General features: G+C 66.7%; 11 protein-coding genes. 8 read left to right on the forward strand and 3 right to left on the reverse strand.

The features are described 5' to 3' along the window. Positions 1 to 73 precede the first annotated feature (73 nt). Positions 74 to 1,096, forward strand: a complete 1,023-nt coding sequence (locus AC07M1_RS13525; RefSeq protein WP_495163141.1) for a DODA-type extradiol aromatic ring-opening family dioxygenase — start codon at positions 74 to 76, stop codon at positions 1,094 to 1,096. A 153-nt stretch (positions 1,097 to 1,249) separates the two neighbouring features. After that, positions 1,250 to 2,026, forward strand: a complete 777-nt coding sequence (locus AC07M1_RS13530) for an IclR family transcriptional regulator (protein ID WP_495163142.1) — start codon at positions 1,250 to 1,252, stop codon at positions 2,024 to 2,026. A 6-nt stretch (positions 2,027 to 2,032) separates the two neighbouring features. Here the strand turns inward: AC07M1_RS13530 and argE are convergent, their stop codons facing one another. Together argE and AC07M1_RS13540 are read right to left on the reverse strand one after the other, a co-directional pair. Beyond that, on the reverse strand, positions 2,033 to 3,217 hold the full coding sequence (gene argE / locus AC07M1_RS13535) for an acetylornithine deacetylase (protein WP_495163143.1): 1,185 nt from the start codon (positions 3,215 to 3,217) through the stop codon (positions 2,033 to 2,035). Continuing rightward, a complete protein-coding gene (locus AC07M1_RS13540) occupies positions 3,198 to 4,865 on the reverse strand; it encodes a thiamine pyrophosphate-dependent enzyme (RefSeq protein ID WP_495163144.1) in 1,668 nt (555 codons plus the stop codon). Before AC07M1_RS13540 ends, argE begins: the two co-directional genes overlap by 20 nt. Positions 4,866 to 5,016: 151 nt before the next feature. Here AC07M1_RS13540 and AC07M1_RS13545 point away from each other — a divergent pair, with 151 nt between their 5' ends. The 3 genes from AC07M1_RS13545 to AC07M1_RS13555 all read left to right on the forward strand — a co-directional run bounded on the left by AC07M1_RS13545 (position 5,017) and on the right by AC07M1_RS13555 (position 8,225). Continuing rightward, the gene (locus tag AC07M1_RS13545; protein ID WP_495163145.1) at positions 5,017 to 6,015 is read left to right on the forward strand and encodes a GlxA family transcriptional regulator; all 999 of its coding nucleotides are present in this window, start codon (positions 5,017 to 5,019) and stop codon (positions 6,013 to 6,015) included. A gap of 88 nt (positions 6,016 to 6,103) precedes the next feature. Then, positions 6,104 to 7,000: a DJ-1/PfpI family protein gene (locus AC07M1_RS13550; protein WP_495163146.1), complete on the forward strand. Its 897-nt coding sequence runs from the start codon at positions 6,104 to 6,106 to the stop codon at positions 6,998 to 7,000. Positions 7,001 to 7,100: 100 nt separating this feature from the next. After that, the gene (locus AC07M1_RS13555) at positions 7,101 to 8,225 is read left to right on the forward strand and encodes a tetratricopeptide repeat protein (RefSeq protein ID WP_495163147.1); all 1,125 of its coding nucleotides are present in this window, start codon (positions 7,101 to 7,103) and stop codon (positions 8,223 to 8,225) included. A gap of 7 nt (positions 8,226 to 8,232) precedes the next feature. Here AC07M1_RS13555 and AC07M1_RS13560 read toward each other — a convergent pair whose 3' ends face one another. Continuing rightward, positions 8,233 to 9,477: a TetR/AcrR family transcriptional regulator gene (locus AC07M1_RS13560; protein ID WP_495163148.1), complete on the reverse strand. Its 1,245-nt coding sequence runs from the start codon at positions 9,475 to 9,477 to the stop codon at positions 8,233 to 8,235. A 157-nt stretch (positions 9,478 to 9,634) separates the two neighbouring features. On the opposite strand from AC07M1_RS13560, the gene AC07M1_RS13565 reads away from it, so the two are divergent. From AC07M1_RS13565 to AC07M1_RS13575, 3 genes are read left to right on the forward strand one after another with little or no spacing between them, the layout of a single operon-like run. Continuing rightward, on the forward strand, positions 9,635 to 10,918 hold the full coding sequence (locus AC07M1_RS13565; protein ID WP_495163149.1) for an acyl-CoA dehydrogenase family protein: 1,284 nt from the start codon (positions 9,635 to 9,637) through the stop codon (positions 10,916 to 10,918). An 11-nt stretch (positions 10,919 to 10,929) separates the two neighbouring features. Next, positions 10,930 to 12,015, forward strand: a complete 1,086-nt coding sequence (locus AC07M1_RS13570) for a Zn-dependent alcohol dehydrogenase (RefSeq protein WP_495163150.1) — start codon at positions 10,930 to 10,932, stop codon at positions 12,013 to 12,015. Then, complete coding sequence (locus AC07M1_RS13575; protein WP_495163151.1) at positions 12,012 to 13,073, forward strand: phosphotransferase family protein; 1,062 nt, start codon at positions 12,012 to 12,014, stop codon at positions 13,071 to 13,073. Before AC07M1_RS13570 ends, AC07M1_RS13575 begins: the two co-directional genes overlap by 4 nt. The last annotated feature ends 1 nt before the right edge of the window (position 13,074 follow it).

Genomic DNA, 13,074 nt, shown 5'->3' on the forward strand with positions numbered 1-13,074 from the left:
ATTTTTATATCGCATTACGCTACGAAGTAACGCATAGCGTAACAGATTATCGCGTCAATCGGTCGGAGGAAGCATGGCGAAGATCGTTTTGGGCATCGGATGCGCACACACGCCGCAGCTGCACACGCTTGCTCATGACTGGGACATTCGCGCCGAGCGGGACCGCCAGGACGGGATCCCGTTGTGGTTCAAGGGCCGCAAGCTGCGCTACGCCGAGCTCGAGGCGGAGCGCGTGGGTGAGAATATCGGGGCGCTGCTCGATCTGCCGACCCGGCAGGCGGCGCTGGACAAGAGCTTCGCGGCGATGGATGCGCTCCACGACGCCTATAAGGCGGCGGATCCCGACGTGGTCGTGATCATCGGCAACGATCAGCACGAGATCTTCTCGGAAATGGTCCCGACCTTCGCGGTGATCGCGGCGGACGAGATCGCCAATATCCCGCGTACAGATGTGCAGAAGACCCGTCTTCCCGTCGGGATCGAGATTTCGGATCACGGCCATCTACCCGATGCGCCGACCGTCTATCCCGGCCATCGCGAATTCGGTACGCATCTCGCCCGCCATCTGGTGCGCGAGAGCAGCTTCGACGTGACGCTGTGTCACGAGAAGCCGACCGTCAACAACGACAAGTCGCTGCTGTTCGGGATGCCGCACGCATACGGGTTCCTCTACAAGAACATCATGCGCGACCATATCCGGCCGCACGTGCCGGTGGACGTCAATTGCTGGTATTACGACAACAGCCCCAGCGCGGCGCGCAGCCATGATTTCGGCAGCGCGGTGGCACGGGCGATCGCGGCGTGGGACAGCGATGCCCGCGTCGCCGTGCTCACCACCGGCGGCCTGACCCATTTCGTCGTCGATCCCGAATGGGACGCGCGCTTCCTGGAGGCGATGCGCACCCGCGACCATGACTGGCTCCGCGCCATCCCGCAGAACGAGCTGATGGCAGGCACCTCGGAGTGCAAGAGCTGGATCGCGACCTCGGCGGCGATGGACGCGGCCGGGCTGTCGATGGACGTGGTCGACTATCAGAAGCTGTACCGGACCGAGGGTGGCACCGGATCGTCCTGCGCCTTCACGCTCTGGCGTTGAGAATTCCGGCGCCGCTGGCGGCGCCGGCATGTGCTCTCACCCGGTCATCCGCAAGGTATTCGCGTTGGGTGGTCGGGTGGGGGACCTGGGCTTGCAAGCCCTTGGACAAGCAGGCGTCTCGCTTATCGTGACGAGCGATGTTAGGGGGCAATGATGAGCGATCCGACCGCAGGCATGGAAGACGACGCCGGCTCAGCCCGGGTGAAGAGCGTCGAAGTCACCGTCCAGATCCTGGAGGTGCTCACCGAAGCGTCCGACCCGGTGCGCGTCACCGACATGGCGCGTCAGCTCGACATGACCAAGGCGCGTGTCTCGCGACACCTCCAGACGCTGACCCGTCTCGGCCTGGTCGATCGCGCGCGCGAGGGCGAGGGCTATGTCTTCGGGCGCAAGCTGCTGAAATTCGGCCGTGCGGCGGTCTATCGCAGCAACCTGGTCCAGCTCGCGCGACCGTTCCTGCAGGACCTGTTCAACGCGACCGGCCACACTTCGCTGCTCGCTACACCCACTCGCGGCGGTGCGATGGTGGTGCATTCGGTGCAGAACCAGTTCGAGCCGGGGATCATGATCCACCCGGGCACGCTGCTGACCCTGCCCAATTCACCCGCCGCGCGGCTGATCTATTTCTTCGAGAACCAGAAGCCGACCCCGCCGCGCGTGATCGCCAACCTCAAGCGCTACGGCGTCGATTTCGAGGCCAATCCGCGCGGCACTGGCCTGGGCGGCGTCGCCGCGCCGATCTTCGAGCCGGATGGTCTGATCGCGGGCACCGTCGGCGTCATCCTGTCCTCGTCGCTGCTGATGCCCGATCCCGACGAGGATCTGCTGGCGCAGGTCCGCTACACCGCCGCGCGGCTGCAGAACGAATATGCCGAAGGCGCGCTCTCCGCGCTCATGCCTGAGCGCGAAGGCGACGATAGCGAGGCCTGAGGCCGGTCAGTCCGGGAATGGCGTAACCAGCAACCGGTCTAGGAAGTCCTCGCACCGGGCGAGTTGTTCGAGCGTGACGAACTCGTCGGGCTTGTGGGCCTGCTCGATCGATCCCGGGCCGCAAAGCACCGACTGGATATTCTTCGCCTGGAACAGCCCGGCTTCCGATCCATAGGCGACGAACGCCGGCGCCGCGTTGGACCCCGCGAGCCGCTGGACATAGCGGGTCAGCGGCGCCTCTGCCTCGACCGCGAAACCGGGGACGCGCCCGTTCATCACGATTTCGATATCGGCGGTCTCGCTCACCGCGCGCATCTCGGGCAGCAGTTCGCTGTCGATATAGTGGCGCAGTTCGGCAATGATCGCGTCCGGGTCGGTGTCGGGCAGGGTGCGGATATCGAAGCGGAACTTGCAGATCGCCGGGACGATATTGCTGGCCTGGCCGCCTTCGATGACGCCGATGGATACGGTCGAGTAGGGGACCGAGTAGCCTTCGTTGCGGGGTTCGCTCTCGCGCAGGCGCGTGCCGATCGCTTCGATCCGCGCGATGATGCGCGCGGCGAAGAAGATCGCGTTGACGCCATAGGGCGCGAGCGAGCTGTGCGCCTCGAGCCCGCGCACGGTGCAGCCATAGGCGCTGCCCGTCTTGTGCCCGATGACGACGTCCATCGAGGTCGGCTCGCCGACGATGCAGCCGCGCGGACGCACGCCGCGCGCGACCAGGTCGTCGAGCATATAGCCGACGCCCTTGCACCCGATCTCCTCGTCGAAGGAGAGGGCGAGGTGGACCGGCTCCGTACGCTCCGCCGCGGCCAGCGCCGGCACCTTGGCGAGCACGGCGGCGATGAAGCCCTTCATGTCGCAGGTGCCGCGCCCGAACAGCTTCCCGTCGCGCTCTTCCAGCACGAACGGGTCGCTGCTCCAGTCCTGGCCATCGACCGACACGACGTCGGTGTGGCCGGACAAGACGATGCCGCCTTCGCCCGATCCGATCGTGGCGAACAGGTTCGCCTTGCCCGGATCGGCGCCATGGCTCAGCACCGACTCCACCCCGTGCGCGGCGAGATAGTCGCGTACCCAGTGGATCAGGTCGAGGTTCGAATCCCGGCTGACGGTCGGAAACCCGACCAAGGTACGCAGGATATCGACCGTGGCCGCCGACGGGCGGCGCTCAGCGGACCTTGCGACCATGGACGTGCTTCCAGGGGGAGGCGGTCGAATCCGAGTCCATCGGCACTTCGATCAGCACCGGGCCGTCGACGGTCTTGGCGGTCGCCAGCGCGGCGGCGAGGCCTTCCGGTCCCTCGGCGCGCAGGCCGGTGGCGCCGAACGACTGGGCGAGCGTCACGAAGTCCGGATTGTGCAGGTTCGACGCGATCAGGCGGCCGCCATATTTGTTCGCCTGGATGCGGCGGACATTGCCGAAATTGCCGTCGTTGAACACGATCGCGATCAGCGGGATGCGATGCAGCACCGCGGCCGCCAGCTCGGGCATGGTGTACATGAACCCGCCATCGCCATTGACCGAGATCACCCGGCGCTGGCCGGCGCCGACCTGCGCGCCGAGCGCGGTGGCGAAGCCATAGCCGAGCGTGCCCTGATAGCTCGAATTGACGTAGCTGCGCGGCGTGTAGATCGGGAGGGCGTAGCGCGAGGCATAGCCGACCTGCGTCATCTCATCGACGAACACGTCGTCCTCGGCCATCGCCGCGCGGATCACGTCGAGATAGCCGACCTGCGGCTGGATCTCGGCGGCGACTTCCTCCCGGAAGGCGGCGCGGATCGCGGCGAATTCGGCGGTGCGCGGCGCGGGCGACAGGCTCTTGGCCGCCAGTGCCTCGACCAGCTTCGCGGTGGCTTCGGCCGCATCGGCGACGATGCCGACGGCGGGCGGAGCGATGCGGTTGATCTCGGTCTGGTCGAGGTCGATGTGCACGACCTTGAGGCCGCCGCCCATGCCCCATTCGCGCAGCTGGGTCAGGCGCGATCCGATGCCGATCACCACGTCCACTTCCGGCCAGTGCGGCAGCGCGGCGGCGGCGGGCAGGGCATAGTCGTCGTCCGAGCGGACGACGCCGCGGCCCATATGGCGGCTGACGATCGGCGCCTGGATCAGTTCGGCGAGCGCGCGAACCTCACGGCCCGCTTCCTGCGCGCCGCTGCCGATGACGATCATCGGGTTACGCGCGCCTGCGATCAGCGTCGCGGCCTGATCGATCGCGGCCGGATCGGCGAGCGGGTTGGCGAGCGAGGGCAGCGCGTCGGGATAGGCGAAGAAGCCGGTCTGGGCGAGGACATCGGGCGGAATTTCGAGCGCCACCGGACGCGGGCGGCCGGTCAGCAGCTGACGGAATGCCTCGTCGAGCAGACCGGGGATTTCGCTCGCATGGGTCGCACGCGCGCTCCACTTGGTCAGGCTGCGCAGCAGGCCGTCCTGGTCGTTGATCTCATGCAGCGCGCCATAGCGGCGGTCGATCAGCGCGCTGTTGACGGTGCTGGTGAGGCACAGCACGCGCGCGTTGCAGGCATAGGCGGTCGACAGCGCCGCGCCCGCGTTGAGCAGGCCGGGGCCGGGGACCACGGCGCAGATGCCCGGCTTGCCGGTGACCATCGCATAGCCCAGCGCCATATAGGCCGCGCCCTGTTCGTGGCGGCTGTGGAGCACGCGGATATCGCCGCGCCCGCGCTGAAGCCCGTCGAACAGTTCGTCGAGCTGGACGCCGGGGACGCCGAACACCGTGTCGACATTCCACCGATGCAGTCCGGCCACCAGCACATCGCCACCCGTCATCCGCACGCCGCTGGCAACCGCCGCCCCTGTCCGCTCTGCAACTGTCACGATTCACGCCCTCCGTTGTAACGTATTGCGAGACTATGTCGCGTATATCGTGATAAAACGCAATGGCATTTGTCTCGCCTCACCTATATCGTCTCGCGAAGACCCGAGACAGACGATCGTTTGGCGCGCCGATCACGGTGCTGGAGGCCCAATGGAACGCAACGCTCCGATCCGTACCCTGATCCTGGCGTTCGACGGCATCAACCTGCTGGATATCAGCGGACCGCTACAGGCGCTGGGGGCGAGCGAGCGGCAGCGCGGGACGCCCGAACGCTATGAGACGATCGTCGCGTCGGTGAAGGGCGGCGAGGTCCAGACATCGGCGCGGATGCCGATCGTGACCCGCAAGCTCGCCGATCTTGAGGGGCTGGACTTCGACACGGTGATCGTCGGTGGCGGCAGCACCGGGGACGGGCCGATCGCGCCGCCCGAGCTGGTCGAATGGCTGATCGCGAACCAGGGGGACATCCGCCGCGTCTGTTCGATCTGTGCCGGCGCATTCATCCTCGCCACCGCCGGTTTGCTCGAGGGTCGCCGCGCGACCACGCACTGGCATTGGGCCGCGACGCTTCAGGCGCGCCACCCGGGGATCAGCGTCGAGCCCGATTCGATCTATGTCAACGATGGCAAATTCTGGACCTCCGCCGGCGTCACCGCCGGGATTGATCTGACGCTGGCGCTGATCGAGCAGGATTATGGTCATCGCGTCGCGATCGAGGCGGCGCGGCGACTGGTCGTGTTCATGAAGCGGCCGGGCGGGCAGGCGCAATTCTCGGTCCCGCTGCTGCTTCAGAGCGGCAAGGACGAGCGGTTCGCCGATCTTCATGCCTGGATGCGCGAGAATCTGACGCGCGACCTGCGCGTCGAGCAGCTGGCGGCACGCGCCGGCATGTCGGAGCGCTCGTTCACCCGCGCCTATGCCGCCAGCATCGGATCGACGCCGGCGCGCACGGTCGAGTCGATGCGGGTCGAGGCCGCGACCGGGCTGCTCGAATCGACGCGGCTTTCGCTCAAGCAGGTGGCGTCGGCGGCGGGGTTCGGCGACGAGCAGAATCTGCGCCGCGTGTTCGTGCGCCGCTTCGGCGTGAACCCACTGGCCTATCGCGCGCGATTTGCGTCGCCGAACCGCGGAACCGCTGGCGGGAATTGACCGGCGCTTGTCCTTTCGACCGGACCCGCCTGGCGATAGGTCGGCGTCGAAGGCCGGGCACAGGCGCGGCGATCCGGAGAGACAGGGCATGGAAGACGATCGGTCGAGCGCGGCAAACCCGAAGGGGCGCCGCCAGTTCCTCCAGACGATGGGCGCGGCGGGGTTGTCGAGCTACATGCTCGCGATGAGCCAGGCGGCCTATGCCCAGGCAGGGCAGGCCGGTCATGGCGGGCACACGGGGCACGGCCAGCCGGCGCGGCCGATGCATGGTGTGCTCGGCAAGGCGGGGGCGGGGCCGGATCGGCCGAAGATCGCGATGCTGGTGCATCCGAAGATGGTGATGCAGGACCTGGTCGGCCCGCTCACCGTGTTCAATCTGATGCACAGCGAGATCCATCTTGTCTGGAAGACGCTTGATCCTGTGCCGACCGACCTTGGCATCCCGGTGACACCGTCGACCGCCTTTCGCGACTGCCCGGACAATCTCGACGTGCTGTTCGCGCCGGGCGGACTGGACGGCACGGTGGCGTGCATGGAGGACCGCGAGGTGGTCGAGTTCTTCGCGCATCACGGCAAGACCGCGCGCTATGTCACCAGCGACTGCACCGGATCACTGCTGCTCGGCGCGGCGGGGCTGCTGCGCGGTTATCGCGCCGCGAGCCACTGGACGGTGCGCGACGTCGTGGCGTTGATGGGCGGAATCCCATCGACCAAGCGGGTCGAGGTCGACCGCAACCGCATCACCGGCGGGGGCGTGACGGCGGGGATCGATTTCGGGCTGACCGTCGCGGCGCTGCTGCGCAGCCCGGAAGCTGCCCAGACCATCCAGCTGACGATGGAATATGCGCCGGAGCCGCCGTTCAACGCCGGGCGCCCCGAAACCGCGCCCAAGGCGATCACCGATCGCCTCACCGCGGCGCGCGCGCCCGCGGTCGGTCGGGCAAGGGACAGGGCGCGGGCGGCGGCGGCGCTCTTCAAGGACTAGGGGCATTCTTGTCACCGGCGTCGCTCCGCCCTAGCTTCTCCCTGGTCCTGCCCGGGCGAAATTGGGGGGAGCGGCGCCGATGCTTTTGATTGTCCTTGCAATGGCAACCCAACAGGCTGGGACTCAGCCGCCAGCCCCAGCGCCGGATGTCGTCGTCACCGGACACCGGATGCGCGACGCGCTGGAAAAGTGCCTCGCGCGCGGCTGTCCGCCCGAAGAAGAGATCCGCGCCGCCATGAAGGCGGGCGAGGAGGGGTTTGCCGCAGGTCGCTATGTCGAGGCCAAGGCGATCCTGCGACGCGCGATTTCGCGAAACAGGCAATATGCGGCGCGCCTGCCTGGTCCGGTTTCGGACCTCTACTCCACTTATGCCGACGTGACCGAGCATGAGGGTGACGACAAGGAGTTCCGCTACGCCACGCGCGAGAGCGTTGCCGTGGTGCGCGACGCGCTGGGCCGTGAGCATTCGCAGGCGTTGAGCGTCTCCGGTCGCCTGGGCGATATGTGGGCCAAGCTCGGCGACCCGGCCAATGCCGACCGCGTCTATCGCGCAGTGGCCGGAGAGGCAGAGCGCGCCGGCAAGACCGACATCGCCGCGGGGCTGACCTTTCGCCGCGCGTGGCTGGCGCTCAGTGTCCAGGATCTGGCGCGGGCGCGCAGCCTGCTCGAGCAACTCGAGCGCAGCTATGGCAAGGATGCCCGTTTCGCCGGGGTGCTGCCCGTGCTGCGGGCGCGGATCGCCATCGCGAAGGGCGATGAGCGCGGGACGGACGAACTGATCGCCGCGTTGCGCGGCGCGGGCGGGACGGGACCCGTGATGCTGCACGAGCCGCGTTATCCCGAGTTCAGCCAATCAGGACCGTCAGGGGTTGCGATCGACGACAACGACACGATGGCCGCGTTCATTAATGCCAAGCTCGACAGTCCGGACATCAAATGGGCCGATATCGGCTATTGGATCCGGCCCGACGGCCGGCCTGGCGAGGTCGAGATTCTGCGTCCCGCGAAGGGTACGCAATGGGCGAAGCCGCTGGTCAAGCATGTCGAAGCACGCCGCTTCATGCCCGCCAAGGCGGATGCGAGCGGTATCGGAACCTATCGCGTCGAGCGATACACCCTGCGCCCCTCCTACGGGGCGCCGATCGGGTCGCTCGTCACGCGGCGTACGGGCGCGCCCAGACTGCATGTGATCGACCTGGCGAAAATAGATCCGTCGCGGCCGTAGGGCGCGGTCAGAAGTCCAGCACCCGGTCGTCGAACAGGCCGAAGACGATGGTCGAGGCATAGAAGGCGACGGCCTTGTCGCGCTCCATGGTGCCGGCCCATTTGCGCATGTCGAACGCCGCGTTCTGGATCGCCATCATCGCCTGACTGGCGACCAGCGGGTCGATCGCGCGGATCGAACCTTCGGCGATGCCGTCCGACAGCATCCCGGCATAGCGGCGCGCGATGCGGTTCGACCGGTCGACCATCGCGGTGCGCACGCGCGGCGGCAGGCCCGACAATGCCGTGGTGCGCAGCAGCGGCCCGCGTTCGGAGAACTGGACGTCGAGCAAGGTCGCGATGACACTGATCAGCTTGTGCCAATGGTCGCCCGGGCCTTCCTCGGCGAGGCGCTGGGCGTCGGCGATGATGTCGAAGCTGCGCTTGTAGCATTCGATCACCAGCTCGTCCTTGGCGTCGAGATGGTGGTAGAAGCTGCCTTTGGTGACGTTGAGCTCGCTCGCGATCTTCTGCACCGAAGCGCCGCGATAGCCGAGCTCGTTGATCAGGCGCGTCGCGGCGAGCAGGAACGCCTCGCGCCCCGGTTCGGCCTCGTCATGCTCGAGGTCGAGCATCCGCGGTTCCCACACCGCGCCCTTGGCGGCGATGCCGTGGCGGAACACGTCCATCAGCCGCGCCTCGACGCGCGGATATTCGCTGAGCTCGTAGCGGATCAGCCAGACCGGCAGCCAGAAGGTGTTTTCGAGAAGCACATGCGCGCGGCCGCCATAGAGGTCGGTCTCGGCGCGGGTGCGACCTTCGCCCCATAGCGCGCGCGTGCGGCGGAAGACATTCTGCCAGCGCTTCAACAACCCCGCCTTGAGGTCGCCTTCCATCGCGCGCAGGTCGGACAGGATCGCGAACGCCTTTTCCTCGCCGCGATGGATCTGCGCCAGTCGCTCCATGTTGATCGAGAGGTAGCGCGCGACACGGGCTTCGGGCGTGGCTTCCTTGTGCGCCTCGTCCAGCATCTCGTCGAGGCGGTCGAGCGTCACCTCGAACGCCGCCGCCGCCAGGTCTTCCTTGCGCTTGAAATAATAAGTGACGCTGGTGGTGTTGAGCCCCACGCGCTGTGCGACGTCCGCGAAGGTCATGCCCTTCGCGCTCTGTTCGTTGATCACATCGGCTGCCGCGGCGAGGATCGCGTCGCGCTTCGCCTTGAACCGTTTCGTCTCGCCCCGCGCTTCGGCGGGGAGCCCCTCTTCGACTACCATCCAGCCAGATTAGCAGCTTTGATTCGAAGGAACAGTCCTAAAGCGGGGAGGGCCGCACGCGGTGGATACGCTACGGAAAAATGGGTCCGGTCCCACTTTACCGAAAATCGGGTATGGCGTATTCGAGTCGAAACGAGCGATGCCAAGGAGAAGGATGATGGACTTCACGCTGACCGAGCGCGAAACCTATTTCCGCGACCGCGTGAAGGGGTTCATCGACCAGCACGTCATGCCGCGCAACGGCGACTATTACCGCCAGACGGCCGAGGGCGAGCGGTGGAAGGTGCTCCCGGTGATCGAGGAGCTGAAGGTCATCGCCAAGGCGCAGGGGCTGTGGAATTTCTTCATGCCGCCGCACTCGGGACAGACCCATGTCGATGACAGCTTCGAGTTCGAAGGCACGCAGCTCACCAACCTCGAATACGCGCTGTGCGCCGAGGAGATGGGGCGCGCCGGCTGGGCGAGCGAGGTATTCAACTGCTCGGCGCCCGACACCGGCAACATGGAGGTGTTGCACCGCTACGGCACCCGTGAACACAAGGATCGCTGGCTGAAGCCCTTGATGAACGGCGAGATCCGATCGGCATTCCTGATGACCGAGCCCGAGGTCGCCTCGTCTGACGCAACCAATATCCAGACCTCGATGGTCCGCGACGGTGACCATTATGTCATCAACGGCCGTAAATGGTGGTCGTCGGGCGTGGGCGATCCGCGCTGCGCCGTCGCCATCGTGATGGGCAAGACCAACCCCGACGCCTCGCGCCACGCGCAGCAGAGCCAGATTCTGGTGCCGATGGACACGCCGGGCGTCAGGATCGAGCGTATGCTTTCGGTTTTCGGGTATGATCACGCGCCGCATGGCCATGGCGAAGTGGTGCTCGAGAATGTTCGCGTGCCGGTCGAGAATATCCTGCTCGGCGAAGGGCGCGGGTTCGAGATCGCGCAGGGCCGGCTCGGGCCGGGGCGTATCCACCATTGCATGCGGTCGATCGGTGTGGCCGAGGCGGCGCTGGAGCTGATGTGCAAGCGGCTGCTGAGCCGCGTCGCGTTCGGCAAGCGCATCGCCGACCATTCGATCTGGGAGCAGCGCGTGGCCGAGGCGCGGTCGAACCTGGAGATGATGCGCCTGTTGTGCCTCAAGGCCGCGGACATGATGGACAAGGCCGGCAACAAGTCGGCGCAGGGCGAGATCGCGATGATCAAGGCGATGGGGCCGCGCATGACGCTGCAGATCCTCGACGATGCGATCCAGGCGTTCGGCGGCGCGGGCGTGTCGGGCGACACGCCGCTCGCCAGCGCCTGGGCGAGCATGCGCACGCTGCGCTTTGCCGACGGGCCGGACGAGGTGCACAATCGCGCCATCGCGCGCGCCGAGTTCGGCAAATACGGGGACTTCAAGGCGGATCGCCCGTCGAGCGGCGATCTGGCCGCGGCGCGTTAAGGGAGAGTTTGGTGAAGGCAGCTGTCCTGTTCGAGGCGAAACGGCCCCTCGAGATCCACGACATCACGATCGACAAGCCCGGCCCGCGCGAGGTGCTGATCCGCACCGCGGCGTGCGGGGTGTGCCGGTCGGACCTCCACTTTGTCGATGGCGCCTATCCGCACGTCATGCCGACCATTCCGGGGCACGAGGCGTCGGGCGTGGTCGAAGCGGTGGGCAGCGAGGTGACGCGGATCAAGCCGGGCGACCATGTCATCACCTTCTTCACCGTCTTCTGCGGATCGTGCGAATTCTGCGTCTCCGGGCGACCGTCGCTGTGCGTCGATAGCTCGACACGGCGCCCGAAGGATGCCGAGCCGAAACTGCGCCTGTCCGACGGCACTCCGATCGCGCATTTCCTCAACCTCTCGGCCTTTGCCGAGCAGATGCTGGTGCACGAGAATGCCTGTGTCGCGATCAGCAAGGACATGCCGCTCGACCGCGCGGCGCTCCTCGGCTGCGCGGTGATCACCGGGGCAGGAGCGATCTTCCGCGACAGCAAGGTCACGCCGGGCGAGACGGTGGCGGTGATCGGCTGCGGCGGCATCGGCCTGTCGGCGGTCAACGCCGCCAAGATCGCCGGCGCGGGCAAGATCATCGCGATCGATCCTGTGCCCGAGAAGCGCGAGATCGCGCGAAAGATGGGCGCGACCCATGTCTTCGACGCCATGGCCGACGATCTGGTCAAGCAGGTCGCCAAGCTGACCGATGGCGGGGTCGATTATGCGATCGAGGCGGTCGGGCGGCCCAATACCGCCGAGCTGGCGTGGAACCTGCTGCGCCGCGGCGGCACCGCGACGATCCTGGGCATGATCGCGCCGGGCCAGTCGGTGAGCATCCCCGGTCCCACCTTCCTGACGGGCAAGAAGCTGCAAGGTTCGCTGCTCGGATCGATGCGCTTCCCGGTCGATCTGCCGCGGCTGGTGCAGATGTACCTCGACGGGCTGCTCGATCTCGACACGATGGTCGCGGAACGCATCCGGCTGAAGGACATCAACCATGCCTTTGACAACCTCCGCAAGGGCGATGCCGTGCGATCCGTGATCGAGTTCACATGAGCGCGCCCGCAGGCCATCGCGGCGGGCAGCCGATGGAGGCGGTGAGCGACCTCGACACCGCGAAGCTGACCGCGTGGATGGATGCGAACGTCGCGGGGTTCGAAAGCCCGTTGACCTACGCCAAGTTCCCCGGTGGGCAGAGCAACCCGACCTATCGTATCGACGCGGCGAGCGGCACGTACGTCCTGCGCCGCAAGCCGTTCGGGCCGCTGTTGCCCTCGGCGCACGCAGTGGATCGCGAGTATCGGCTGATCGCCGGACTTCATCCGACCGGCTTCCCGGTGCCGCGCCCCTATGGGTTGTGCGAGGACGACGCGGTGGTCGGCTCCGCCTTCTACATCATGGAGCGGGTCGAGGGCGTGACCTATTGGGACGGCGCGTTGCCCGGGATGACGCCGGAACAGCGTAGCGGGATCTATTTCGAGATCTGTGACCGGCTCGCCCAGTTGCACAATACCGACTACGCCGCCGCCGGCCTGGGCGAGTACGGCAAGCCCGGCAGCTATTTCGAGCGGCAGGTTGGGCGCTGGACCAAGCAGTATCGGCTCGCCCAGACCGACGATCTGCCCGATGTCGAGAAGCTGATCGAATGGCTCCCGCGCACGCTGCCGCCGCAGACGCGCACCAGCATCGTCCATGGCGACTATCGCATCGACAATATGATCTTCGACGCGGATGCCCCATATGTGAAGGCGGTGCTCGACTGGGAGTTGTCGACCCTTGGCGATCCGATGGCGGACTTCTCCTATCTGCTGATGAACTGGTTCGTGCCCGCCAATGGCGCGTCGGGGATCGCCGGGATCACCGGACCGGAGACCGGCATTCCGACCGTCGATGCGATGGTCGAGCGTTACTGCGCTGCGACCGGGCGCGACGGCATTCCCGACCTCAACTGGTATTTCGCCTTCGGCACTTTCCGCCTGATGAGTATCGTCCAGGGGATCAAGAAGCGGCTGCTCGACGGCAATGCCAGCAATGCGCATGCCGAGGAAACGGCCGCGCGGGTGCCGGGGCTGGCGGCGAGCGCATGGGATTTCGCGCGGAAAGCGGGAGCATAGG

It is taken from the genome of Sphingomonas sp. GW821-FHT10C01, from assembly GCF_059415525.1.